Annotated in this window: 23 protein-coding genes; 11 read left to right on the forward strand and 12 right to left on the reverse strand. The window is 55.7% G+C overall.

All coding sequences use genetic code 11. From position 1 onward, the window contains the following. Positions 1–22 precede the first annotated feature (22 nt). The gene (locus tag BB497_07630; protein ID AVI62582.1) at positions 23–526 is read left to right on the forward strand and encodes a lipid hydroperoxide peroxidase; all 504 of its coding nucleotides are present in this window, start codon (positions 23–25) and stop codon (positions 524–526) included. A gap of 24 nt (positions 527–550) precedes the next feature. Here BB497_07630 and BB497_07635 read toward each other — a convergent pair whose 3' ends face one another. Together BB497_07635 and BB497_07640 are read right to left on the reverse strand one after the other, a co-directional pair. Beyond that, a complete protein-coding gene (locus BB497_07635) occupies positions 551–1,225 on the reverse strand; it encodes a gamma-glutamyl-gamma-aminobutyrate hydrolase (protein ID AVI62583.1) in 675 nt (224 codons plus the stop codon). A gap of 26 nt (positions 1,226–1,251) precedes the next feature. Then, a complete protein-coding gene (locus BB497_07640; protein ID AVI62584.1) occupies positions 1,252–2,259 on the reverse strand; it encodes an amidoligase enzyme in 1,008 nt (335 codons plus the stop codon). Between the two features lie 128 nt (positions 2,260–2,387). Here BB497_07640 and BB497_07645 point away from each other — a divergent pair, with 128 nt between their 5' ends. Continuing rightward, positions 2,388–4,814, forward strand: coding sequence for a mechanosensitive ion channel protein MscS (locus tag BB497_07645; GenBank protein ID AVI62585.1), 2,427 nt, complete (start codon positions 2,388–2,390; stop codon positions 4,812–4,814). On the opposite strand, the gene BB497_07650 is transcribed toward BB497_07645, so the two are convergent. Together BB497_07650 and BB497_07655 are read right to left on the reverse strand one after the other, a co-directional pair. Beyond that, positions 4,731–5,162, reverse strand: coding sequence for a hypothetical protein (locus BB497_07650; protein ID AVI62586.1), 432 nt, complete (start codon positions 5,160–5,162; stop codon positions 4,731–4,733). The two genes, BB497_07645 and BB497_07650, sit on opposite strands and share 84 nt — an antisense overlap. A 67-nt stretch (positions 5,163–5,229) precedes the next feature. After that, a complete protein-coding gene (locus BB497_07655) occupies positions 5,230–6,231 on the reverse strand; it encodes a molecular chaperone DnaJ (protein AVI62587.1) in 1,002 nt (333 codons plus the stop codon). A 113-nt stretch (positions 6,232–6,344) separates the two neighbouring features. Here BB497_07655 and BB497_07660 point away from each other — a divergent pair, with 113 nt between their 5' ends. Beyond that, on the forward strand, positions 6,345–7,775 hold the full coding sequence (locus tag BB497_07660) for a hypothetical protein (GenBank protein ID AVI62588.1): 1,431 nt from the start codon (positions 6,345–6,347) through the stop codon (positions 7,773–7,775). 173 nt (positions 7,776–7,948) lie between these two features. Then, positions 7,949–8,638 (forward strand): hypothetical protein, encoded by a 690-nt coding sequence (locus BB497_07665; protein ID AVI62589.1) that lies wholly within the window; start codon positions 7,949–7,951, stop codon positions 8,636–8,638. 82 nt (positions 8,639–8,720) lie between these two features. Here BB497_07665 and BB497_07670 read toward each other — a convergent pair whose 3' ends face one another. The 6 genes from BB497_07670 to BB497_07695 all read right to left on the reverse strand — a co-directional run bounded on the left by BB497_07670 (position 8,721) and on the right by BB497_07695 (position 14,707). Continuing rightward, positions 8,721–9,128, reverse strand: coding sequence for a cytidine deaminase (locus tag BB497_07670; protein ID AVI62590.1), 408 nt, complete (start codon positions 9,126–9,128; stop codon positions 8,721–8,723). A 26-nt stretch (positions 9,129–9,154) separates the two neighbouring features. Beyond that, positions 9,155–9,880, reverse strand: coding sequence for a purine-nucleoside phosphorylase (locus BB497_07675; protein AVI62591.1), 726 nt, complete (start codon positions 9,878–9,880; stop codon positions 9,155–9,157). Positions 9,881–9,935: 55 nt separating this feature from the next. Next, positions 9,936–11,180 carry a phosphopentomutase gene (locus BB497_07680; GenBank protein ID AVI62592.1) on the reverse strand — a complete coding sequence of 415 codons (1,245 nt, stop codon included), beginning with the start codon at positions 11,178–11,180 and terminating at the stop codon, positions 9,936–9,938. After that, positions 11,180–12,532 (reverse strand): thymidine phosphorylase, encoded by a 1,353-nt coding sequence (locus BB497_07685; GenBank protein ID AVI62593.1) that lies wholly within the window; start codon positions 12,530–12,532, stop codon positions 11,180–11,182. The genes BB497_07680 and BB497_07685 overlap by 1 nt, the downstream gene beginning before the upstream one ends. Then, positions 12,533–13,339 carry a deoxyribose-phosphate aldolase gene (locus BB497_07690; GenBank protein AVI64297.1) on the reverse strand — a complete coding sequence of 269 codons (807 nt, stop codon included), beginning with the start codon at positions 13,337–13,339 and terminating at the stop codon, positions 12,533–12,535. Between the two features lie 84 nt (positions 13,340–13,423). Then, a complete protein-coding gene (locus BB497_07695; protein AVI62594.1) occupies positions 13,424–14,707 on the reverse strand; it encodes a nucleoside transporter NupC in 1,284 nt (427 codons plus the stop codon). A 487-nt stretch (positions 14,708–15,194) separates the two neighbouring features. Here BB497_07695 and BB497_07700 point away from each other — a divergent pair, with 487 nt between their 5' ends. Further along, a complete protein-coding gene (locus BB497_07700) occupies positions 15,195–15,947 on the forward strand; it encodes a DeoR family transcriptional regulator (protein AVI62595.1) in 753 nt (250 codons plus the stop codon). A gap of 271 nt (positions 15,948–16,218) precedes the next feature. Then, positions 16,219–17,142: a protoheme IX farnesyltransferase gene (locus BB497_07705; GenBank protein ID AVI62596.1), complete on the forward strand. Its 924-nt coding sequence runs from the start codon at positions 16,219–16,221 to the stop codon at positions 17,140–17,142. A 105-nt stretch (positions 17,143–17,247) separates the two neighbouring features. Here the strand turns inward: BB497_07705 and BB497_07710 are convergent, their stop codons facing one another. Together BB497_07710 and BB497_07715 are read right to left on the reverse strand one after the other, a co-directional pair. Continuing rightward, positions 17,248–19,431 (reverse strand): phosphate acetyltransferase, encoded by a 2,184-nt coding sequence (locus BB497_07710; GenBank protein AVI62597.1) that lies wholly within the window; start codon positions 19,429–19,431, stop codon positions 17,248–17,250. Next, on the reverse strand, positions 19,428–20,612 hold the full coding sequence (locus tag BB497_07715) for an acetate kinase (protein AVI62598.1): 1,185 nt from the start codon (positions 20,610–20,612) through the stop codon (positions 19,428–19,430). The genes BB497_07710 and BB497_07715 overlap by 4 nt, the downstream gene beginning before the upstream one ends. A 153-nt stretch (positions 20,613–20,765) precedes the next feature. Here BB497_07715 and BB497_07720 point away from each other — a divergent pair, with 153 nt between their 5' ends. From BB497_07720 to BB497_07740, 5 genes are all read left to right on the forward strand, one after another. Further along, a complete protein-coding gene (locus BB497_07720) occupies positions 20,766–21,686 on the forward strand; it encodes a hypothetical protein (GenBank protein ID AVI62599.1) in 921 nt (306 codons plus the stop codon). 118 nt (positions 21,687–21,804) lie between these two features. Beyond that, positions 21,805–22,314 carry a hypothetical protein gene (locus BB497_07725; GenBank protein ID AVI62600.1) on the forward strand — a complete coding sequence of 170 codons (510 nt, stop codon included), beginning with the start codon at positions 21,805–21,807 and terminating at the stop codon, positions 22,312–22,314. Between the two features lie 279 nt (positions 22,315–22,593). Then, a complete protein-coding gene (locus BB497_07730; protein ID AVI62601.1) occupies positions 22,594–22,773 on the forward strand; it encodes a CsbD family protein in 180 nt (59 codons plus the stop codon). 338 nt (positions 22,774–23,111) lie between these two features. Then, positions 23,112–24,740, forward strand: coding sequence for a choline transporter (locus tag BB497_07735; protein AVI62602.1), 1,629 nt, complete (start codon positions 23,112–23,114; stop codon positions 24,738–24,740). A 154-nt stretch (positions 24,741–24,894) separates the two neighbouring features. Continuing rightward, a complete protein-coding gene (locus BB497_07740; protein AVI62603.1) occupies positions 24,895–25,977 on the forward strand; it encodes an alcohol dehydrogenase in 1,083 nt (360 codons plus the stop codon). Positions 25,978–25,985: the final 8 nt, after the last annotated feature.

Genomic DNA, 25,985 nt, shown 5'->3' on the forward strand with positions numbered 1-25,985 from the left:
TACCATACACTAGGAGGCTGATATGCAACAGATAACCCGAGCGGGTGAGCCCATGGACGTAGCAGGCAAGCTGCCTGCTGCTGGGCAAGTAGCCCCCGTCATGACATTAACAGATGCTGATCTACAGGATGTCACACTGGAGCCTTTCCAAGGCCAGCGTAAGGTGTTGAATATTATCCCCAGCGTTGACACCCCCACCTGCGCAACATCTACCCGGCGCTTTAATGAGCTGGCCTCAAGCTTAGAGAATACCGTGGTGCTGGTCGTGTCTGCTGACCTGCCGTTTGCAGCGAAGCGGTTTTGCGGAGCAGAAGGGCTGGATAATGTTAAAACGCTCTCAACATTCCGCCATCGTGAGTTTCAAGAAGCATGGGGCGTAGCACTATGTAATAGCGCCATGGAAGGGTTATGCGCCCGTGCGGTGGTCGTGCTGGATGCTGATAACCGCGTGCTTCACAGTGAGTTGGTCAGCGAGCTGAAAAACGAGCCAGACTACGAGGCGGCGCTGGCAGCATTAAAAAGTTAGCGGCTCAACGGCAGGTGTATCTTGCTAGTTAGCGCCTGTTTTTTTAGCCGCCTCCACTAGTGCATTAATCAAACGCTGTTGGGGGCGGTTAAATACTAGCCACTCTGGATGCCACTGCACACCAATCAAAAACGTATGCTCCGTTGACTCGATACCCTGTACCAGCCCATCTCGGTCACGGGCGACAATATTAATCCCTTTTCCCGCTTTATTGACGGCTTGATGGTGCAAGCTATTTACCCTGCACCAGGTGACTCCCAGTAGTTGATGAAGTTGGCTCGCCCCGACAATATCAACCGTCTTACGAGGCAGCACGGTTCGACGCCGTTTTAAGCCTTCGTGGGTGGTGTAGATATCGGGGTCGAGAGTGCCACCTAAATGGACATTGATTAACTGCGCTCCTCGGCAAATACCCAGCACTGGCGTGCCTTTAGGGATAAACCGATCCAGCAGGTTAAGCTCTAGCGCGTCCCGCGCGGGGTCTAGGCGCACGTCCAACTGCACTTCACCACCATACAAATGGGCCTGAATATCGTCGCCACCGCCGATAATTAAACCGTCCAGGTGGTCGGGCAGCGGGCGAGAGGGCGATAAGCGCAGGGGTTTGCCGCCGTGTCGCCATACGGCAAACCAGTCAAAACAAAACGCAAGATGGCTTTTGTGATCTGATGAGGTAATTCCAATTAGCGGTCGAGACATTCTGGCAAAGCTCACATGTCAGTGGGTTAGCGACGACCGAGTAGACGTAGCAGCTTCTCTTTAAACCGCACCAGCAAGGGGCGGTTATGGTAGGCAATATATTCATCGCAGCGCGCCTGCAGCACACTGGCGTTAGCGGCTAGCTTTTCAACCTCCACCCAGCGGTTCCACTCCATTACCGAGCCCCAGCCGGGCTGCGAAAGCTGCGCATTGGGTAGCCGGTAGTGAAAAGTAGGGCGTGGTTTAATGAGCTGGCTATGCAGTAGCTCATGGGGGTGATCAGGGCGCAGGAACGCGAAGAGAGGCAGCAAGTCTAGTTCACGATTACGTGTAGGGTTGTGGTGCAGGTAGTCATCAATAAAACTATCTAGGTCAGGTTGATAATTAAAGTCGAGAACTTTCAGCGCGTACTCTTTGGGGAATGGGTTGGCGTGGGGCAAAACTTCCCGAGTGATATCTACTTTGATTTCATCGCGCAGCCAGCTTGCCAAAAGTAAGTAAGCGCGCAGCATGGCGAGCAGATACTCAACATCAAGCCGCACTATCTCTGGGTTGAGGTGTAGCCCAAACCCATACAGCAGGCTCGCATCGGTGCCTTTGGCGCCTCTATTGCGCAGTGTCTGGAATAGCGTGTCTAGTGTCTCAAGCTCATCCCAGGGAATAGGGGGGCAAACAATTTCGGTGGGCACTAGGCCGGTCACCATATCGCCAATCAATTCCCGGGTCTTTTGATGGAACTCTACCCGTCGCTGGTGTTGGTGGCGCGCCCACTCGCTGTCGTTTTCGTGGAGCTCTTCCAGCAGCGTTTTGTCAGGGTGTGCGTATTGAGTATCTAGCTCTATGCCAAACTCGCCCCACTGGGTGCCTTCTACCAGTAGCCGGTGGGGGCTTACCACGTTAAGCTCACCACCAAATAAGTCACGCACCAGCGCAGCAGTATCGCGAGGCGGTAGGCCGGCAAATTCAACTTCTACGCCAACACGCCTCGGTTGCCCGTTACTATTTAACCGGTGAGGTGGAGCTTGTAGCGTCATCTCGCCATCCTTGAGGTGAACGTTTAGGCACCCAGCCTATCATAGTCACGCGTTGAGACTGAGTGTGTGCAGTCAGTAAAACGTTGAGAAACCGGTGTGTTAAAGCCGGCCCACGACAGGAGTAAAGTGTGCGACAGCACTGGATAATCAAGCTGATGATGGGCGTTATCATCGCCGTCCTGCTAGGTGTTATGGCGCAGGCCCAAGCACAGAGTGTTTCGCTGCCTAGCCTAGTGGGTGGAAGCGTCCCCAGTGAAGAGCCAAGCGTCAGTAGCGATGACTTTCAAAGCTCGCTTAACGACGTTATCTCGATGCTCGAGAACGAGGAGCGGCGCAGGGAGCTACTTGACTCGCTGCGTGAGTTGCAAGTGACCGCGCAGGCGGCTGAAGAGGATGGTGTGGTGCGCCAAGGGTTGCTAGGCGCGCTGGCGGATACGCTGTCTGATCTTGGCGAACAAGCCCAAGCGGGTAATTCGCCCATTGATGAGTGGTCGCGACAACTCGTGCAGGGGGCTGATGATTTACGCGCTTTAAATGAGGGAGCTGGCCAGGGCGAGGCAATTCGTGCGGTCGTGGATGCCGCCGTGCTGGGTGTTGTCTGGAGCGTGCTACTCATCTTGATGATTGCGTTGGGTCGCCTAGTCGCAACGCGGCGTGAGTGGCCGCTTGATTTGCCCCGCGACCCGAAAGCGTGGCTATTGGTTGTTCACTTTTTACGCCGCATGCTGCCTTGGGCACTGTCGTTTGCGATTACTTTGGGCATTGGCCAGCTGCTACCTTCAAGCTCGGGTCGCACGATCGTGTTGGTAGTGGCTTATGTTTGCCTGTGCGGGCGTGCCCTTTCGGTGGTGTTTGAAACCGTAATCGCCTTTTTCAGCCGTGGTCATCGGTTCACCGCAGTGCAGTTGCTCCAGCATAAAGCGCTGCGTGGGCTATTTGCTATTGGTGCACTGATTGCACTAGGCGACGCGGTAAATTCGTCACGCTTGGTGGAGATGCTGGGTTCTGAGCTTTCAAGCTTGGTCTCTGTGCTTGCTAATATGCTGGCAGCGCTGCTTTCAGCGCGCTTTATTTTCCGGTTCAAACGTCCTATTCGTCATTTGATTTGCAACCGCCCCTACAAGCAGCGCCGCGATGCCAGTGCCGCGGTTGAAATGATCCGCACCCTTGGCGGCCTGTGGCATATTCCGGCGCTGTTAATGGTAGGCGGCTCACTTTTAGCGATCTTTATTACCGTTGGTGATGTGGGCACCGCCTTGGCCCGCTCGATCATTACGGCCAGCTTGCTGGTACTTACCTTGGTGGCGACGGGGCTACTGCGGCGCCAGGCAGAGCGCATGGGCAAGCGTCGCCATCGTCACCGTTATAGCCAGTACCGTAAGCGTTTGGAGCGGTTTGGGTTTGTGCTGGCGCATATCTGTACTTGGATGGTGTTTGCTGAGCTTTCCATGCAAGTGTGGGGTGGCTCGTTCTTTGGCTTGGGCCAGCAGGCCGTGGCAAGCGCCCGTATTGGACAAGCGTTGATCAGCCTGGGGTCCACCGTGCTACTGGCGTGGCTGGTGTGGATATTTGCTGATACGGCCATTCAGCGTGCGCTGACTTCCTCTGCTCGCTCTCGGGGGCGGCGGGTTAATCAGGCCAGGGCGCAGACTATTACCCCCATGATTCGCAATGTGATTTTTGTCACCATTTTAATTATTGCGGTCATTGCGGGGTTGGCCAACCTGGGCGTGAATGTGACGCCGCTGCTGGCGGGTGCGGGTGTGATCGGCTTGGCGATTGGCTTTGGTGCCCAAACGCTCGTACAGGACTTAATCACCGGTATTTTTATCCTGATTGAAGACTCACTCGCGGTAGATGATTTTGTACAAATCAACGGCCATATGGGAACGGTAGAAGGCTTAACGTTGCGCACCGTTAAGCTGCGGGATTTAGATGGTATCGTTCACATCATTACCTTTAGCCGTATTGAGTCAATCCATAACATGTCGCGCCAGTTTGGCATTGCGCTGATGCGGATTCGTATCCCTTACGACATGAAAATTGACGACGCGATTACCTTAATGCAAGAGACGGCTCAGGAGCTGCGCAAAGACCCGATGATGCGCCACTACATCTGGTCGCCGCTGGAAATGCAGGGAGTGCAAGGGTTTGAAGATGGCTGCCCCATTCTGCGCATGCGTTTTCGTACCGCCCCTGAAATGCAGTGGGATGTGTCCAGGGCGTTTAACTTGCTGCTTAAGCAGCGTATGGAAGCTCAGGAAATGGATCTTGGCATACCGCGGCTTAGCGTTAGCATGGAAGCGCGCTCGGATGCTCGAGACCCGGCAGGCGAAGGGAGCGACTTCTCGATTAACGATAGTGGCGACCATGAGCAGGAGGGCGCGCGAAAAAAACCGGCGCCCCCAACGCCAGCGCCACGCCCGACTAAAACTGAAAAGCGCAGGGATGCCCGTGAGCGTGAGGGCGAATTACCCCAAGCTAAGCCCCAGGCTCAGGGCGAACCCAAGGGCGAGGCCTATGCCAGCTCCAGCGGCGAAAGTGCCGATGAGTAGCCAGGGGCCTCGCCAACGACGCCAACGGTTATAGAGCGAAACCGCGAGGCTTACCCGGTCGACCAGCTCATCATGGCGGGAGATGGCGTTGTCCGGCGGCAGTGAGAAATCGTTCGCTACGTCCCCCTGCCAATGCGCGCCATGGGTTAAGCCTAAGCGAGCCCGTAAACGGCCAATATCACTTACCGTATCGTGGAGCGTATCGTAGGCTTCGCGGCGCTCGGCGATTGCCAGCACGGCCTTGGCGTCCTGGCGAAGTGCGCTGTTAGGGCAGCGGGCCACCGCACTGTTAATGTCAGCTTCATTCGCGCTGGGCGAAAGGGCTAATCGTTGATACAAATCGCGCATAACGTGGTGAATACTCGCAAGCTATGACGGCATTAAGGAAGCCGCCGTTTAACGACATAAGGGCGGCTTAGTAGGTTTGCATTAAATAATCATAGGCATTTTTTATGCGTTGAAAGCGTGCCGATGCCAGGGCAACTTGGTGGTCGCTTTCTGAGTAGAACCGATCCGGGTGATGCAGCTGCGCCATGCGGCGATAGGCTTGGCGCACATCGGTTCGGCTGGCGCCGGGCGTTAAGCCTAACACCGCCAAGGCGCGGGTTTTGCGATCAGGCGGCGGTGGGCTGCTTGAGCGCTGGCGCTGCTGGCGGCGAGACTCTTCCTGGCGTGCCTGCTCTTGTTGCCAGCGTTCCCGGCTAGTTTGCTCCTGCTGGGCCTTTTCCCGATGACGCTGTTCCTTCTCTCGCTGAGCACGCGCTTTAGCGTTACGCGCCTGCTCCTGTTGACGCTGTTTCTCCTGCTGTTTTTGTTGTTTTTGTTGTTTTTGCTGCTGCTTGTCTGTTTTTGCCTGCTGGCGCTGCTCCGCTCTGGCTTGGGCTTCTTTCGCTTGCCGCTCGGCCGCTTGGGCTTCCTGGGCTTGGCGGGCATGGTACTCTGGGTCGTGCTGCTGCCAGTAGGTATCTCGGCTAGGGTCTTCCGGCGGGAGCAGTGGTTTACCGGTGAGTTCCTGAAACAGCGTACTTAGCGTGGCGGGTGTTACGTTTAACAGGTCGGCCAGGAAGCGCAGAATGTAGTGGTTCGCTAGGGATATTTCCCCGTCGTCGGTCGCCACGGTAATGGCTTGATGAATGATACTCAGACTGCGCTCCTTAGAGCACTCTTTGCGAACTACCTCGGCGGCGAGCTGAATTGCCTGCAGGTCTTGGCTGTGGGCAATACCCATAACGGGCCCCAGCTCATGGCCGTGGCGAAATTGCGCCGTCACCTGAGCCAAGCGGCGCCGACGCTGCCCCTCAGAAACGTGCTGGCGATGCACCAGCACCCAGGCTAATAGTAGCAGGGTTGCCGTATCCACTTGGCTGCGGCTTTTTAGCAGTAGCAGCTCAAAGGGTGAGAAACGGGCAATGGACATTGCCTAGCTCCAAAGCAAAGAAGTGAACCGTAGCTGCATTAAAGCGTGCCACCATGGTTGTTTTTAGCCATGGTATATCATCGCGTTACGCAATGAAGTAGGAGATTGGTTAGGTGATCAATGTTGAGCGTAAAAACAGCTTTCAACTGCGTCTCTCGCGTCAGCTTAAGGAAGAGACCTCGCATACGCTCGATGTCTACCTGTTTGTGCCGGGCGAGTTAGGCCTGAGCACCCATGTGATCTCTGAGGAGGCGTTTTATCATGGCGCCTTTCATGTCTCACGCACCTACTACAGCGACAAGTACCACCTACCCCTGGTGCATAGCCGGTTGGCAAGCCGTAATCAGTTAGGTAGCGACTCATATCGCTTAAGTTTGAGCCTTTATGCTTACCAGTATGTGGTTGCGTTAGAACGCTCTACCCAGGCGATGCTAGCGAGTGCACGCAAACTTCGCCATGCCCGTAGTGATGAGCGTGAAGAGAAGAGCGAGACCAATGAGCCTGAAGAGGCCCTTCGCCAGCAGCTTGCCGAAATGAGTGATTTAAGCGACGGCATTCTAAAGCGTTTAAGGCGTAACCCCCCAAGCGATGAACGGCTTTATAAATACTTTGCCAATATCGATAACTACCTCTCGTGGTTTACGGAGCAGCAGCTGCTGGCGCTGGTGGCACACATGCCCCGAGGCGGTGGGTTTAGCGATATAAAGCGGCGCTTTATCACGATATGCCACCGGGAAGGAGAGTACCGTCGCGAGCAAGAGTACAACGCCCAGCGGGTAATGGATGACCCGACGCGTATGTCGAACAAAATGCGCTTACTGCGGCGATTGATTGAATACCCCATCACCTTAAAGCAGAGCGCGATGGAGTTAGGCGGCGGTGAGCAAAAGGCGGTCAAAGCCTTAGCAACGGCGGTGGTGATGGTCTTTGTATCGCTGGGCATCCTTCACTTACGGGATGTAGTCGGTGACATAACCGCGCTGTTTGTGTTGGCCATGGCGCTGCTTTACGCCATGCGGGAAGTGTTTAAGGATGACTTGCGTAACACGCTATGGCGCTGGCTACGTCGTGGGCGGCCAAAGTGGCGGCGACAATACATCGACCCCACCCGCAATGCACTGGTAGGACGGCAGTTAGAGTGGTTTGACTATAAGCGATACGCGGCATTGGATGACGATATTCAAAAAATGCGCCGCCGCACGGTGGCTCAGCGTGAAGAAGTAGTGATGCACTATCGGTCGAGTTCACGTATGTCGCCGACGCGCTTTTTAAGCGGCTACGAGCACACGCGTGAAACCCTGCATGTCGATCTTTCCATGCTGATTCGCTTAATGAGCAAAGAGAAACACCATATTTACCGCTTAAAAGATGGCCAATCGGTTAGGGAAAGCGTTGAGCGCCGCCATTTATTCAACTTGGTGATACGTGAAACGGGTAGTGAAGATGTGCCCTATCTTGCTCGCTGGAAGGTGGTGGTTAGTCGCTCGGGTATTGTGGATGTAGAAAAAGTCGCCGAGAGCAGCGCCGATGAAAGTAGCCAATAAACTGAGCTAGATCACAAGAGTCTCAGCGATAACGCGCTGACATAGATAAATTACTGGCAGCGAGCTAGGCTCAAAGAACAACAGCTCAATCTGAACCTGTAGCCCATGCTTAACGGGTAAGTACTTGGCCTTGACGGGTCGGCTACCAGAATCAGCTTTAAGAGGGATGAACCATGCAAGCTATCGATATTATGACGCCCAAAGTCATCAGCGTAGGCCCTGATGCAGAAGTGCGGGAAATTGCACAGCTGCTGCTTGAGCATCGCATTAGCGCAGTGCCGGTGGTCGATGACGAGCGCCGCGTACTGGGTATCGTCAGTGAGGGTGATCTCATGCGCCGGGTAAAAGGCGATGAGCGCCAAGGGCGTTCCTGGTGGCTATCACTCTTTACGGGCGGCAAAGATCCTGGTGAGTATGTGAAATCCCATGGGCGGAAAGCACAGGAAGTGATGACGCCAGACCCGCTCTGCGTTGAAGAGAATACGCCGCTGCATACTATTGCTAGGCTACTGGAAAAGCACCATATCAAGCGTGTGCCGGTGGTTCGTGAAGGCAAACTGGTCGGTATTGTCAGCCGTGCGAATTTGCTACAGGGCATTGCCAATGCGGCGGTTGCGCCCACGGAGTCGCCAACGGATGACCGCAAGATTCGCGATGCTATTTTAAAAGAGGTTGATCAAAATACGGGTGTGCATACCGAAAGCATCAGTTTGATTGTGGATGGTGGCGCTGTGGAAATTTGGGGGCTGGTGGAATCCGTCGAGCAAAAGCAGGCGGTCACCGTGGCGGCTGAGAATATACCGGGGGTTACCAAGGTCGAAAATAACCTTGGAATGATGCCTAGAGGCGCAGGCTACTTTTAAACGACGTATTAGCCTATCTGTTAAGTGAAACAAAAAGCCCGCTGTATGAACTACAGCGGGCTTTTTAATGGTGGATTCGCGGCTAGCGCCCCGGCAGCTGTTCCGGGCCGAAGGCATCGGGGAGTAGCTGCTCCATGGTGTAGGTTTTTAACACCTCGCCCTGCTTGGAGAGCACCATGATGTGCGTGTTAGGGGTGGCGAACTCGCGAATGCGCTGGCGGCAGTCGCCACAGGGCGTGCAGAGATGCTCGCCGGGGCCCATCACGTATACCTTGGCAAGCTCACGCTGGCCTGCGGTAATCATGGCGGAAATGGCCGAGGCTTCGGCGCATAGCCCTTTGTAATGGGCCACTTCCACGTTGCTACCCGCAAACTGCTGGCCATCCGGGCACTCCATTACCGCTGCTACCGGGTGGTTGGAGTAGGGCGCGTAGGCGTTGCCCAGGGTGGTCAACAGTGTGTCTACCAATGCCTGATCCGCTTGGCTCATGGCGTTATCCTCATTTTATGGGACGTTCAGGCGCTGGCTGCATCGTCGCGTAGCACGGTGTCGAGGGCGATCACCATCATATCGTTGAAGGTGGTCTGGCGGTCGGCACTGGAGAGCGAGTCGCCTTTTAGAATATGGTCCGACACGGTGCAGATGGTCAGCGCGCGGGCGCCAAACTCGGCGGCAACGCCGTAAAGGCCTGCCGCTTCCATTTCTACACCCACGATGCCGTAGCGCTTAAGCAGTTCAGCCATGTCGGTTTGCGGGTTGTAGAACAGATCCGCCGAGAAGATATTGCCGACTTTTACCGGCACGTTCTGCGCCTTGGCGGCAGCAACGGCGTGACTCGTCAGCTCAAAATCAGCGATGGCTGAAAAGTCGTGGTCGTTAAAGCGCATGCGGTTCACTTTGGAATCGGTGCAGGCCCCCATACCAATCACCACATCGCGCACGTTGACATCGTCGCGCACCGCGCCGCAGGAACCTACACGAATAATCGATTTTACGCCAAAGTCGGTAATTAGCTCTTTGGCATAAATAGACACCGAAGGAATGCCCATGCCGTGGCCCATCACGGAAATCTCGCGGCCTTTGTAGGTGCCGGTATAGCCGAACATGCTGCGCACGTCGTTCACTTGGCGCACGTTCTCAAGGTAGGTGTCGGAGATGTACTTGGCGCGGAGTGGGTCGCCGGGCATTAGCACGGTATCTGCGAAATCGCCCATCTCGGCATTTATGTGTGGTGTTGCCATGAAACACTCCTATCAACCGTTATCTGTAACGCATTTGGTGACTAAACACGGCTGATTAGGCCGCGTTGGGTAAGAAGCTCTCGCCATCTTCCATCGCTTCAACCGCGAAGAAGGCCGCCAGCGTTTGGCCGATGTCGGCAAAGGTGCCACGCTCGCCCAGGGGGCCGGGGGCGAAGCCTGCGCCGCGCACCATTACCGGCACGTACTCGCGGGTGTGCTCGGTGCCTTCCCAGCTGGGGTCGCAGCCGTGGTCGGCGGTGAGCAGCAGTAAATCGTCATCGTTAAGGGCGGCGAGCAGCTCCGGCAGGCGGGCATCGAAGTGCTCCAGCGCTGCGGCGTAGCCCGGTACGTCGCGGCGGTGGCCATAGACCGAATCGAAATCCACGAAGTTGGTCATGATCATGGTCGAGCGGTCGCGGGCGTCATTAGCGGTGCGCGCCACTTCGGTCAAGGTGGCGTCCATGAGCGCGTCATGGCCGCTGGCTTTGACCTTGTGGGTAATGCCGCAGTGGGCGTAGATATCGGCGATCTTGCCAATCGATACTACTTCACCACCGGCATCAGCGAGCTTTTGCAGCACGGTGGGGCTGGGCGGCTCGACGCTGTAGTCGCGGCGGTTGCCGGTGCGCGCAAAGCTTTTGCTGTCATCGCCAATAAACGGGCGGGCGATCACTCGGCCAATGTTGTAGGACTCCAGCAGCTCGCGCACGGTTTCACATAAGGCGTAGAGGCGCTCTAGGCCAAAGTGCTCTTCGTGGGCAGCAATCTGGAACACGGAGTCTGCGGAGGTATACACAATCGGTTTGCCGGTAGCGATATGCTCTTCGCCCAGGCGAGCAATAATTTCGGTGCCTGAGGCGTGACAGTTGCCGATTACGCCCGTCAGCTCTGCCTCACGGATGATGGCATCCAGTAGCTCCAGGGGAAAGCTGTCGGTTTTATCGAGAAAGTAGCCCCAGTCAAAGCGCACCGGCACACCGGCAATTTCCCAGTGGCCGGAAGGGGTGTCTTTACCGCTGGAGATCTCTTTGGCGTGGGCGTAAGCGCCCGTTAGCTGTTCGGGCAAATTCACGCCTTCCGCCACGCTGCCGGTGGCATCACGGTGGGCGTGAAACAGGCCGAGCGCAGCCATGTTGGGCAGCATCAGCGGGCCAGAACGCCCAGCTGTATCTGCCTCGCCACGGGCGCAGGCGGCGGCGATGTGGCCCAGGGTGTCCGAACCCTGGTCGCCAAATTTGTCAGCATCTGGGGCGCTGCCAATTCCAAAGGAATCAAGCACTAAGACAACGGCGCGGGGCATTAGGCTTCTCCTCGAAAGGTCTCTTGCAGCAGGGTGTCGGCGCTGGCGTCGGCATCCCCAAGCGTGACTGCCGCACGAAGTTGCGCAGCCGCGCGTGTGGCGGCGTCTTCTGTGCGGGCGTGAACGATGGCTAGCGGGCGCTGGCTATCCACACGGTCGCCGATTTCAACAATATCGCTAAAGCCCACGCTGTGATCGACGCTGGCATCGTTACGCAGGCGACCGCCGCCCAGCTCCACCACGCTCATGCCCACGGCGCGGGTATCAAAGCGCTGCACGATACCGCTCTGCTCGGGGTATACCGCTTGAATAACCGGGGCGGTCGCTAAGTAGCTGTCTGGTCGCTCCATAAAGTCGGCGGGGCCGCCCAGCTCGCGCACCATGCGGGCAAACACCTCAGCCGCCGCGCCAGAAGTCAGCGCTTTCTCTAGCTTGGCGAGTGCATCTTCGCGGTTAGCCACCAGCTTGCCAGCAATCAGCATCTCAACGGCGAGTTCGCGGGTGACCTGCATCACGCGGCTGTTGGCGCGATCGCCGCGCAGTAGTGCCAACGTCTCAACGATCTCTACCGCGTTACCGGCACAAGGGGCCAGCGGCTGGCTCATGTCGGTGAGCAGCGCGGTGGTGGGTGTGCCCGCTTGGGTGGCGACGTTGGCGATACTTTTCGCCAGCTCGCGGGATTTTTCCGGGGTGGGCATAAACGCGCCGCTGCCCACTTTAACGTCCATCACCAGGGCGTCCAGGCCAGAAGCCAGCTTCTTGCCCAAGATAGACGCCGTAATCAGCGGAATGGATTCCACGGTGGCGGTGACATCACGCACGCCGTAGATGCGCTTATCTGCTGGGGCGAGGTTGCCGGTTTGGCCGATAATCGCCACGCCGGTGGATTTCACCACCTCGCTGAAGCGTTCCGGTGCGGGGTAGGGGTTGTAGCCGGGGATCGATTCCAGCTTGTCCAGGGTGCCGCCGGTGTGGCCCAGGCCACGGCCGGAAATCATCGGCACGAACGCGCCGCAGGCGGCGACCCACGGGCCAAGCACCAGCGATACCAAGTCGCCCACGCCGCCGGTGGAGTGTTTGTCCACAATGGGGCCCGGCAGGTTGAGCGAATCCCACTGCATCACGTGGCCGGAGTCGCGGGTGGCCGTGGTCAGCGCCACAACTTCTTCACGGCTCATGCCGTTTAAAAATACCGACATGGTGAAGGCGCCAATCTGTGCGTCGCTGATGCGGTCGTCGGCAATGCCTTGGACGAAGGCTTTGATCTCTTCAGCGGGCAGCGGCTGGCCGTCGCGCTTCAGGCGAATCAGTTCTTGGGGGAGCAGGGCGTGGTGAGAAGCGTTAGACGGCATTTAGTAGCCTCCATTCGTCACGGCATCAGCATTGCCATTTAGCGTGTTCAACAGGTTAGCCAGCAGGCTGGATGCGCCGAACCGGAAGTGCTCGGGCGTGACCCACTGTGGACCCATAATGTCAGCGGCAAGCGTGAGGTACTCTGCGGCGTCTTCAGCGCTGCGGACGCCACCGGCAGCTTTAAAGCCGACATCCTTACCGCTGGCTTTGATGGCATTGAGCATAATTTCGGCGGCTTCCAGGGTGGCGTTCACCGGCACTTTGCCGGTGGAGGTTTTAATAAAGTCGGCGCCACCTTCAATGGCAAGCTCACTGGCGCGCTTGATAAGCGCGGGATCTTTAAGCTCGCCAGATTCAATGATGACTTTTAACAGCGCTTGGCCACCGCAGGCGGCTTTACACATTTCAATCAGCTCTAGGCCGGTTTCTTCATCGCCTGCCATTAGCGTGCGGTAAGGGAAAACTACGTCTACTTCATCGGCGCCGGAGGCGACCGCTTCGCGGGTTGCGCGCGCTGCGCCCATGATGTCATCGCCACCGTGGGGAAAGTTTGTCACCGTGGCGATTTTGACCTGCCCGTTTAACTTATGGGCGGTGAGTGCTCGGTTTGCGGTAACAATAAACTGCGGATAAACGCACACTGCTGCCGGGTTGCCAAAGGGCGTTTTCACCTGCTGGCAAAGCGCTTCAATCGTGCCGTCGGTGTCGTCATCGTTCAGGCTGGTTAAGTCCATTAGCGCGAGGGCTTGGCGGGCGGCGCGGATCATTTGAGCGTGAGTGAGCTGGGAAGAGGCAGTCGCGGTCATGGGATTCTCGCAAAACAGTAAAAAAATAAAATGGGCACTGCGCATACATTGCAGCACCCGTAACGTAAAAGCGTGCTTGCTGGGTTAGGCCGTCGCGCTACTCAGCGCAATAAAGAAGCCAGCAATAGACGCCGACATAAGGTTAGAGAGTGTACCGGCCAGTACGGCTTTAAGGCCAAAACGGGCAATCTCTTTGCGCCGGGTCGGCGCAATGCTACCCAGGCCACCCAGCAAAATAGCGATAGATGAGAGATTGGCGAAACCACACAGCGCAAAGGAGAGTATCGCCATGGTATGGGGCGTCATCATCTGACCCGTGGAGGCGACAACCTGTTCCCCACTAATATAGGGCGCAAGATTGAGGTAGGCGACAAACTCGTTAACCACCAGTTTTTGGCCGATAAACGAACCGGCGAATGCAGCCTCTTCCCAAGGTACGCCGAGCAGGAAGGCAAGCGGTGCAAATAGCCAGCCTAGAATCAGCTCAAGGCTGAGTGATTCAAAGCCAAACCAGCCACCCACGCCGCCTAAAATACCGTTCACAAGAGCGATAAGGGCAATAAAGGCGAGCAGCATGGCGCCCACATTAGCGGCAAGTTTCATACCCGACGTCGCACCCGCTGCGGCAGCATCTAGTACGTTGGCGGGTTTGTCGTCTTGCGCTTTAAGCTCCTCTTCTACCTGAGAGACGCTATCGCCTCCTTCCGCGTCTTGGGTCTCTGGCATTATCAGCTTTGCAAATAGCAGGCCACCGGGGGCTGCCATAAATGAGGCGGCAATCAAGTACTCCATAGGAATACCCAGGGCAGCGTAGCCAGCCAGTATGGAACCTGCCACCGATGCGAGGCCACCGCACATCACCGCAAATAGCTGAGATGGGGTCATGCGGGCGATAAACGGTCGAACCACCAGCGGCGCTTCGGTTTGGCCGACGAAGATGTTCGCCGTTGCTGAAAGCGACTCTGTGCGCGAGGTGCCAAGGGCTTTTTGCAGCGCGCCGCCTAAAATCCGAATAACCCACTGCATAATGCCGATGTAATAAAGAACCGCGATAAGAGACGAGAAAAAGATAATCACGGGCAGTACTTTAATCGCGAACACAAAACCGACGTTATCGACATCGGCTAAGCCGCCAAACAGAAAGCTGATGCCGTCATTTGCGTAAACCAATACTTGGCTAACGCCGGACGAGATAGCTTGTAGCACCGCTTGGCCAAAAGGCACGTAAAGTACAAAAGCACCAATGCCTGCTTGGATAGCAAAAGCGCCCAGTACGGTGCGCAGCCGTATTGATTTGCGGTCGTAGGAGAAGATCAGGGCAATGGAAACCAGGGTGACCATGCCTACCAGGCTCATGATGAGGGTCATGTGAGTACCTTCGGAGCGGGGAAGTGAGGCGATTAAAGCAAATTCAGTTTAACTGAATAAGCCATTAACGCTTTAGTGGTGGCGGTGGAGTGCTGTTCGCTAATGCGGGATGTGCAGCCCCAGCCCCAGCCATTAAAACGCCCGCGCTGAGCGAGGCGGGAGAGAGAAAGCGGGAAACATTTTGAGTAGTCATGAGAGCCTCAGCAGGTTGTCATGAAGCCGTAAGAAGTCGGCTATAAGGAGTTGTCGTCGTGTAGGCTGGCATTAATGTTAAAATTATAACATTCAGTGTTATTTTTTTAACACTGTTTTGCAAATATCAATTTTCAGAACGCTGCCTTTGATGAGGTGCCGTTACCAGCGGCAATCGAGCGTTAAGACGGTGGTAAAACATGAGTCGCTGGCCCAGCATAGACGCTCAACGATGCGCTCTACGCGGCTAACAGTGCATGTAAAAAGCAGTGGCATGTAAAAGGAGAGTTCAGCCATGAGTGACCGTAGTACACGACGCCTGGCCAGTTTGCAGGAAGCGCTTACCAGTGGCGGCACGCTACATTTGCGGGAGGCAGCTGAGCTTTGCGGCGTGTCTGAAATGACCATTCGTCGCGACCTGACGACCCATTCTTCGCCCATCAGCCTATTAGGGGGCAGGTTGGTGATGGCAAGCTACCCAGGGGTTACGCCGGTCTATGACCTCACCGAGCAGGAGGCGAACCACTACCAAGTTAAGCATCGCTTATGTCAGCACGTTGCTCGCGTTATTGAAGAAGGGGATACGCTGTTTATCGACTGTGGTTCAACGCTCATACCCCTGCTTAGCCAGCTAAGCCACTTTCGCGAGTTAACCGTTGTTACTTATGCGTTGAATGTCGCCAATGCGGTAGCAGGCCTTGCCAATGTGCGGTTAGTGCTGCTGGGCGGGCTGTTTTATGCCTCGTCGCAGTCGTTTGGTAGCGATGACATGGGGGCCGCTATTGAACGCCTAGGGATTAATAAGGCGCTTATTTCCGCAGCGGGGGTAGACTGCGAGCGGGGTGTCAGCTGCTTTCATTTTCACGAAGTAGCCCCGAAACAAGCCGCCATTGCCACTGCAATGCAGAGAATTTTAGTGGTGGATGCCAGCAAATTTGGGGTGGTGCGGCCTGCTTATTTTGCTTCTTTATCTGATTTCGATAGTGTGGTGACCGACGATGAACAAGCCGCTAGCCGTGAGGGAATTGCCGTAAGTACCGTTATTTAGCGATATTTTTCCATAGCGTTAAATTCTATATTGCCACTCTTCTGCTATGTTTAGTGCTAACCGTGATTTCATTTGCGGCCTTAATAAACGACAGGGCAGTGTCGGCACTTATGGGTGGTTGTCATTGCCAGCGTGCAATGCTGTATGTGATGTAGGCAGCAGCTACGCACGTAAGAGCATACGTATAAGAACAACAAAGCAGGCGCAGGCTAAGGCTTGATGTCTTCGTTTTAATACTGACGATTGTCGTCCTGGTGGTAAGGGCTCGCTTATGGAACATGCAGCATCGGTAACTCAACATGATGGTCGGCTAAAGAGTAACCCAAGCCGCTGGCGCGACTTGCTGGCGCTTACCAAGCCGGGAATTATCGGTGGCAATTTGATTGCGACCGTTGGGGGGTATTTTTTAGCGGCGCAAGGAGCCTTTGAGTGGGTCACGTTTATCTCGGTGATCGTGGGCATATCCCTGATTATTGCTTCGGGCTGCGCATGTAATAACGTTATCGACCGTGATATTGATGCGTTGATGGCGCGCACGCGTCACCGCCCTTTGGCGAAAGGGCGCATCTCGATCACTCAGGCGCTGGGGGTTTCGGCGCTGCTTGGGGTGGTGGGGGTGGTGTGTTTAGCGCTAGGGACCAACGGTTTGGCCGTGGCGCTGGCGGTGATTGGCTGGGGCGTTTACGTGGGTGTGTACAGCCTTTACATGAAGCGCCACTCTGAGTACGGCACTTTAGTGGGCAGCCTTTCCGGCGCGATGCCGCCAGTCGTTGGCTACTGCGCGGTCACCGGGCAGTTCGACAGTGGCGCATTAATGCTGTTGATTATTTTCTGCCTGTGGCAAATGCCTCACTCCTATGCCATTGCGATTTTCCGCTATGCGGATTATCAACGGGCGTCTATCCCCGTTCTGCCGGTGGTTCACGGTATTAAGCGGGCAAAGCACCATATTCTTGGCTACATCATCGCGTTTATTCCCGCCTCATTGGCCCTTGCACTGGCAAGCCAGGCGGGCACAGGCTACCTCCTTGTGGCGTTGGCGATGGGCGGCTACTGGCTTTACTTGGCGCTATGTGGCTTTCGCTTAGAGGATGATGTGCGTTGGGCTAAAAAGATTTTTGGCGTCTCCATCCTCACCATTACCGCGATGAGCTTGGTGATGGTGCTTGAAGCCATGGTGCCTATGTGGACGTAACGCCCCCCTTTGCAAAATAAAATATAGTGCTTATTAACATAGAGGCCCCGAGCAATGTCGGGGCCTCTATGTTAGCCATTCTATTCTGTTGGCCGTTCTAATAGCTTAGCTTTCCCGCTGGCTGGCCTGCATGGCAGTTAGGGCGATGGTGTAAACGATATCGTCGACCAAAGCACCTCGGGAAAGATCGTTGACCGGTTTGTTCAAGCCCTGCAGCATCGGCCCAACGCTAACCACTCGGGCGCTGCGCTGCACGGCTTTGTAAGTGGTGTTGCCGGTGTTGAGGTCGGGGAACACAAACACCGTGGCACGGCCTGCTACCGGGGAGTCCGGGGCTTTCTGCTTGCCAACGCTCTCAATAGCCGCGGCGTCGTACTGCAGTGGGCCGTCGATGGCAAGATGCGGCGCCCGCTCTTTGGCGATGCGGGTGGCTTCGCGCACTTTATCCACATCGGCTCCAGTGCCAGAGTCGCCGGTGGAGTAGCTGATCATGGCAACACGGGGTTCGATGCCAAAGGCTTCTGCCGAGCGAGCACTTTGCAGGGCGATTTCGGCCAGGGTTTCGGCATCAGGGTCTGGGTTCACCGCACAGTCGCCGTACACCACTACCTGTTCGGGCAGCAGCATAAAGAAGATCGACGACACCTGCTTATATTCGGGGGCGGTTTTGATCAGCTGAAAGGCAGGGCGAACCGTATTAGCGGTGGTATGTACCGCGCCAGATACTAGCCCATCCACTTCATCTAGCTGCAGCATCATGGTGCCGAGCACCACGTTATCCTGCAGTTGGGCCTCTGCGGTGATCTCGTTGAGTTTGCCACGGCGGCGTTCCACCATCGGGCTAATATAATCCGCCCGGCTGCTTTCTGGGTCGATAATCGTTAGCGCGTCGGGTAGCGTCAGGCCACGATTGCGCGCAACGTTTTCAATATCATCACGCTTGCCCAGCAACACACAGTCGGCAATGCCGCGACGCTGGCAGATGATCGCCGCTTCGATGGTGCGTGGCTCATCACCTTCGGGTAGGACAATGCGCTTTTTAGCCTGCTGAGCGCGTTTGACCAACTGATGACGAAAAGCAGAGGGCGAGAGGCGGCGGGTATAGCCCCGGCTGAGCTTGGCTTTCAGCCACTCTAAATCAAGGTGAGCGGCCACGTAGCGGGCGACCTGTTCGGCGCGCTCGAAATCGTCCATAGGGATTTCGCCGCTGAGCTGGCTCAGGTTTTGTGCCGTGGTAAGGCTGTCGGTTTCAACCGCGAGTACCGGTAGGCCGGTTTTGAGTGCCGGGCGACACATTTCAATCATGTTGTCGTTAGGCATAAAGCCGTTGGTGAGCAAAACGCCCGCTAGCTGAGTGCCGTTCATGGTGGCCAGAGCCGAGGCCAGCACCACATCATCACGGTCGCCTGAGGCGACGACCAAGCTGCCGGGTTTGAAAATATGCAGCGCATTGGCCGCGCTACGGGCGCAGAGGCTGGTTGAGAGGACCCGGCGGCTGGCCGCATCTCCTTCATTCAGCATTTTGGCATTTAACGCACGGGCAACATCTAACGTGCGCGGCGCGCTTAATGTTTTGCTGTAGGGCACCACACCGATCAGGTGAAAGCTGTCCGTGGCCAGCGCGGGTGAGTAGCGGCGCAGTTCGTTAAGCACCGGCTCTTCTAACTGCGGCTTAATAGTGCCTGGCGCAGCAGATAGGTCGTCCTCCTGCCCGTAGGGGAGGTTCTTCATCCGCATTAAAATGCCGCCCAGGGTTCGGGTGGAGCTAACGCCACCGAAGCTGCGGGCATGCATATCTAGCTCTTCGGCTAGCCGCTGAGGTTGGTGTAAATCGCCGGTACCGACCAGGATGATCCGCGCATTCAGCGCATCGGCTAGCTGCGCGTTGGTCTGGGTTGCGTAGGTAGTGTGCTGGGTGGGCACGACCCCCTCGACCACAATTAGATCCAGAGCACTGCCATCCCGGTAAGCCTGCTGGGTAACCTGCTCGTAAAGCTCGACCACGTTTTCCATCAGCTCATCGGTATGGTCATCACGTAGCAAACGCTCCAGGCGTGCCTGAGAAATAGGCGATGGCGGACGCTGGTTAAGCGTGCGCGATACCAGCGCCGTGGAGCGGTCTAGCCCTGGGCCGTTTAATTCATTCTGCATAAACGGCTTTAAAAAACCGGCCTTTAAGCCAATGGTATCCAGCGCTTGAATTAATCCCAAGCAGGCTGAGGTAAGCCCAGCGCCTACGCTGGTTGGCACTAATAAGATAGCTTGGGGTTGGTCAGGAATACTGTTCATTCAGGGGTCTCCACGCGTTGGCGAGTTTCCATGGCGATACGGCCCTCTTCATCGGTGGGTATCACCCACACTTCCGGGCCGCTGTGGCCAGCGCTATCCAGCTTGCCCTCTTTGCCACGAATCGTCGCTTGGTTGGTCGACTCGTCCAGGTTGAAGCCAAAGTGGGGCAGCAGGGCGAGCACCTCACGGCGCACGGTAGGTGAGTTCTCGCCAATACCACCGGTAAAAATTACGCCATCAAGGGTGGGCAGAGCGCAGGAGAGCGCCGCCAGCGATTTGGCCACGCGGTAGCAGAATACATCCAGTGCCAGTTGGGCACCGCTGTGCCCGGCCAATGCTTGGTCTTCTATTTCACGCATGTCGTTGGTAAGGCCAGAAAGGCCCAGCAGGCCGCTCTGTTTGTTGAGCATGCTGTCGATCTCATCCAGCGACCAGCCAAGCTGGCGGTGCAGGTGAGCATGCAGGCTCGGGTCGACATCGCCGCTTCGGGTGCCCATTACCAAGCCTTCCAGCGGGGTTAGGCCCATGCTGGTATCCAGGCTTTGGTTATTCCACACAGCGCTGGTAGAACAGCCGTTGCCCAAATGAGCGACTAACCAGCCGCCAGCACCCCGGCTGCTGAGTTCACCGGCACGCTGGCTGACAAAGGCGTGGCTGGTGCCGTGGAAGCCGTAGCGACGAATGCTATGCTCAGTGTAGAGCGCTTCAGGCAGCGCATAGCGGTAGGCCCGGGGCGGCAAGGTTTGGTGGAATGCGGTATCAAAGACAGCCACCTGGGGAAGGTCAGGGAACACTTTTTGCGTAGCAGCAATACCGGCCAAGTTAGCCGGGTTGTGCAGAGGCGCCAGTGCTGACGTCGCATTGATGGCGCCAATCACGCTATCATCGATCAGTGCTGCTTGGGTAAAGTGTTCTCCACCGTGCACAATGCGGTGACCAACGGCGCCGGGTATGCGGCCTTCAAGACGCTCCAAAATGGCGTTCAGGGCTTCTGCATGATCAGCATTGGGCAGCGTTTGGGTAAAGCTCTCACCGGCACTGTTTTTGCCTTTTATACGTGCCTCTTCGCTGCCTAAACGTTCCGCTAAGCCTGCCAAGCGTGGCGCCTGTGGGTCTGAATCAATCAAGGCGTATTTAATAGACGATGAGCCGCAATTTATAACCAGCACCGGTGCGTTCATAACAACCTTTGTAAAGTAGTTAGCGTAAAAAGGGGGTAGACCTTAGTTTAACATGCTGCGCTGCAGGATATTAGCGCGGTATTTCGTTAGCCTTCTATGTAAAATATCGGTTAGCTACTTTTTATCATACCTACCATGAGCCGCTCTGCTGCTATGTCTTCTACTGCCCCCCCTGCGCTACTCCCCCGGCATCTGGCTATTTTGCTGATGATGACCGTTGCCACCATGTTTGCCGCTAACCATGTGTCGGCACGTTTGGCGTTTGATAACGGCACTGGCCTCCTGCTGGCCGTACTCACTCGCTCGGGGGTGGCTTGCCTCATTTTGCTGGCATTGGTCATTACCCAAAAAAAGCGACTTTGGCTACCGCCGGGCAGCTGGCCCTGGCAATTAGCGGTGGGGTTATTAATCGCTATCCAAAGCGTCAGCCTCTATTCAGCGGTGGCGCGGCTGCCGGTGGTGATTGCGCTGCTGCTAGTGAATACCTTTCCGATTCAACTGGCGCTATTAAGTTGGGCGTTGGGGGGCAAACGGCCTTCGCTGCGCAGCTGTGTGATTATGGGCTCTATTTTAGTTGGGCTGCTGGTGGTGCTCGATATTCCTAGCTGGATAGCGGACGCCGATGCCATGGGGCCAGGCTGGCTGGCGGGTATTGGTTTTGGGTTAAGCGCGGCCTTTGCGTTTGCCTGCGCGCTATGGGTCACCGAGCACCGCTTGGCAGGGGTTGGCAGCACATTACGCAGCCTGCTCACCATGCAAACCGTATTTATCGCGATGATTATCGGTGGGCTACTGGGGGCTGTGCCAGGCGGAATGGGCCTGCCGGAAAACAGCACGGGTTGGATGGGGTTAACGCTTTTAGCGCTCCTGTACGGTTCGGCATTCTCGGTACTGTTTATCTTCGTGCCACGCCTGGATATGGCGCGTAACGCGCCGGTGATGAATATCGAACCGGTTGCCTCCTTGGTGATTGGTTATTTTGTATTAGGGCAGATGCTTAGCCCAGGGCAGTTAGTCGGTGGTGCGGTTGTGGTGGGTGGTATTGTCGTATTAAGCCTGTCAAAAGGTAGGTGAAAAGGTGAAGAAAAAAGGAAATTAAAAGCAAGCGCGGCAAAATATTTGCGTTCTTTATAGGGTTAAGCCACACTTCTAAAACGTAAGGAAACACTGTTTTTTAACTGAGGCTTTATCTATGAAGATGACCGTTTTATCACTCACCTCCGCAGCGCTTCTGGTTGGTGCGGGTGCTTTCGCGGCATCGGCTCAAGCGCAGCAATCTTTTCAATACCCGCAAGGTTACGTGGGCGGTGATGCTATGTTCTGGAGCCTAGACCCAGACCGTGGCTCCTCCCGGGATGATGTCGGTCTACGCCTACGCGGTGGCGCGCAGTTTAACGAATACTTTGCCCTTGAAGGCCATCTTGGTACCGGCGGCTCCGACGGTAATGTAGAGCTAGACCACTTGGTGGGTGCCTATGCCAAGGGGATTATTCCTATCGCCCCAGAAGTACGCTTATACGGTTTGGCAGGTTTCACGGAAGTAGACTTTGACCGCGATCGTGAAACCGGTTTCTCCTACGGTGCAGGTGCCGAGATGGATGTAGCACCCAACCTTTCCATTGGCGCCGACTACATGCGCTACCTGGATAAATCTGCCTACACGTTTGATGCGGCCAGTGTAGGTCTACGTTACCGCTTCTAAACAAGCGGGTGCGTTCGCTACGCCATACAAGATGACTGTAAACCCCATCGCTTCCAAGCGGTGGGGTTTTACTATTTTTACGCTTGGATAAATCGGGCTGTGTTTTATTTTTGCCTATTGGCTTAATGGTTTGTTGGCGGAATGCGTAGTTTGAGGTTTTAAAAAATTGAGCAAATTTTCTAACAAGGTCTACGCTAGTAAGGTGTCGCTTGATAACAGCCGTGTGATTGACACGTGCTATGCGTCACTCTCCCTACTAACGGATTAGAGGTGTTCGTCATGACTGATAGTAAAACAGATAAAACCAAAGGTACGGCCAATAAAGCTGCGGGTAAAGTAAAAGAAGCGACTGGCAAGATGACCAATAGCACCGAAACAGAAGCTAAAGGTAAAGCCCAGCAGGCGAAAGGCGAACTGCAAAAAGGCAAGGGTGAAGCCAAAGATAAACTGAAAGATTAATAACGCTTAGCAAATACTTAGCAGTTATTAATACAGGGGCCTTCGGCCCCTGTATGCGTTTACACAAGCTGATTTAAAAAAATAGTTATTAAAAGAAAGTAGTTATCGCTATAATGCTACGCCCCGCAGTGTCCAGCGTTTCCTCACCATGGGCTTGTTAATCACTACCCGAAAAGCAGATTTACCACGCTCATCACCCAGCTTGCTTTCCACCATCTTCCCTATGCGCTAGCCATGCATTTGGCGTTAAGCTTTCTGGCAGCCATACAGGTGCATTGGGTTGGTTTCGCTATATGTTTAGAATAAAACAAAACCCAAAAGCTTAATGAGGAGATGTGATGTATCGCCAAGCTACGTCGGGATTGTTTAAGGGAATGAATGCCCGCGTCACGCTTATCGCCATTATTATGGTGGTGGTTGCTTTAGGGTATGGGGCGGTTTTTACTGAGCATCTTGCGGAAGTCCTTGATCGTATCCGTGGCACATTGAACCCCTTTCTTGAGTGGTATTACGTCTTGCTGGTGGCATTTTTGCTGCTGTTTATGATTTGGCTAGGCGTTGGGCGTTATAAAAACGTGCGCTTGGGGGGCGATTTTGAGCAGCCTGAGTTTACGTTTTTCTCCTGGGTTTCGATGCTGTTTGCCGCAGGCACCGGGGTCGGGATTCTGTTCTGGGCGGTCGCGCAGCCCATTTTGCAGTTTCAAGAAAACCCCTTTATTGCCGAAGGCATGAGCCCAGAGGCGGCGCGGGTGGCCATGCGGCTTACCTACTTCCACTGGGGGTTGAACGGCTGGGCGATTTTCTCCTTTGTTGCCCTGGTGCTGGCGTACTTTGCCTATCGGCGCAACCTGCCGTTGACGGTGCGCTCTGGGTTGGAGCCCATTCTAGGCAAGCGTAACCATGGCCTATTGGGTGACATGGTCGACCTACTCGCGGTGTTTGGCACCGTGTTCGGTATCGCGACGACTCTGGGGCTAGGCGTTCAACAAATGAATGCAGGGTTAGAAGCCGTGTTTGGGCTGGAGTCCTCGGTCAAACTACAGCTGCTGATTACCGCTGTGATTATGAGCGTGGCGACCTTCTCAGTGGTCTCCGGTGTTAAGCGTGGCGTGCGCCTACTTTCAGAAGCGAACTTCTGGCTGAGCATTGCGGTCGTGGCCTTTATGCTGTTGTTCGGGCCTACCCAGTACCTCATTGCACTCACCATCGAGTCTGCCGGTGACTACCTGCAAAACATATTCGGCATGACCTTTCATACCAACGCGACTGTTGCAGACGGCTGGCAGTCAGAGTGGACAGTGTTCTTCTGGGGGTGGTGGCTGGCCTGGTCGCCGTTTGTCGGCATGTTTATCGCCCGGGTGTCCCGTGGGCGCACCTTCCGTGAGTTTGTGATGGGCGTGCTGCTGGTACCTACCGTAATCACCATTATCTGGATTGGCCTGTTTGGTGGCACCGCGCTCTATCATGAACTGTTTGGGTCGGGCGGCATTGTCGAAGCGGTAGATGAAAATGTCGCAACTGCGCTATTTGCGACCGTATCAGCGATGAATTTAGGCATATTGGGCGTGGGGCTATCAGCCGTATTAGTGGTGCTGATTGCTACCTACCTGATCACCTCTGCCAATGCGGGCACGCTAGTGATTAACACGATTTTAGCCGGGGGCGACCCGGACCCGCCCACCGCACACCGCATTATTTGGGGGGCGGCGCTTGGGCTGCTCACGGCTGTCATGCTGCTGGCTGGCGGGCTTGAAACGCTGCAATCTGCGGTCATCATGGCGGCGCTGCCGTTTTCAGTTGTGGTGATCTTAATGGTGCTTGGGCTGCTTAAGGCACTGCACGACGAGCGTTTTGCAGCCCGTACCGGTTCGCGTACGGAAGCGCCTCGCGAGCCATGGGCGGATTTGGACGATGCAGGAACCCAGCCTACGCCGGTTTCACCGGATGAGAACTTTAGACGCAATTAATGTCGTCAATGAGCGCTGCAAGTTGACCTTGCAGCACTGTCTATTTAGTCCACTAAAACTTGATATAGCGCAGTTTTAGTGGCCATCAGCTAGCGCTTAATAGCCTACGCTTAATGGTGAAGTGCCATGACTACCCTCTGTGAGGAATTGTCCTATGCCTACCATGATGAAAGCCGCCATTTTTATTGAGCCGGGCCGTATCGAAATCGACGACAAGCCCATCCCCGATATCGGCCCTAACGATGCACTGATGCGCGTGACTACCACCACCATCTGCGGTACCGATGTCCACATCTTAAAAGGCGAATACCCGGTTGAGCGTGGCCTAACCATCGGCCACGAGCCGGTGGGCGTGATTGAAAAACTCGGCGCCAACGTTAAAGGCTACCAAGAAGGCCAGCGGGTGATTGCCGGTGCGATCTGCCCCAGTTTTACCTCATACGCCTGCCAGGATGGCTGCTCCTCGCAAGATGGCGGCCACCACCACAGCCACGGCTATAAGCCGATGGGCGGCTGGCGCTTTGGCAACACCATTGACGGTGCCCAGGCGGAATACTTATTGGTGCCCGATGCCCAAGCCAACCTCTCGCCGGTGCCGGATGGCTTAACCGATGAACAAGTGTTGATGTGCCCCGACATTATGTCGACCGGTTTTGCGGGCGCAGAGGCGGGCGGTATCAACATTGGCGACACCGTAGTGGTGTTTGCCCAAGGCCCGATTGGGCTATGTGCCACGGCAGGGGCACGGTTACGCGGGGCCGGGATGATTATCGCGGTAGACGGTGTGGATGAGCGATTGGCGATAGCCAAACAGATGGGTGCGGATATCACGCTAGATTTCCGTAAAGTGGATGTCGTGGAAGAAATTCTCAAGCTGACCGGTGGGCGGGGTGTGGATGTGGCTATTGAGGCACTCGGCCTACAGCAAACCTTTGAGTCTGCCTTGCGGGTGCTAAAACCTGGCGGAACCCTATCCAGCCTGGGCGTTTACTCCGAAGACTTAACGATTCCGCTGGGTGCTTTCTGTGCGGGGCTGGGTGATCATAAGATTGTTACCTCGCTGTGCCCTGGCGGTAAAGAGCGCATGCGCCGACTAATGAGCACCATCGCCGCCGGGCGCCTAGATCTTGGCCCCATGGTGACCCACCGCTTCGCGCTGGAGGATATCGTCGAAGCCTACGATCTTTTCTCCCACCAGCGCGATGGCGTATTAAAAGTGGCGCTAAGCACTGCTTAGCGCCGTGG

This window comes from Halomonas sp. GFAJ-1 (assembly GCA_002966495.1).
Taxonomy (GTDB): domain Bacteria; phylum Pseudomonadota; class Gammaproteobacteria; order Pseudomonadales; family Halomonadaceae; genus Vreelandella.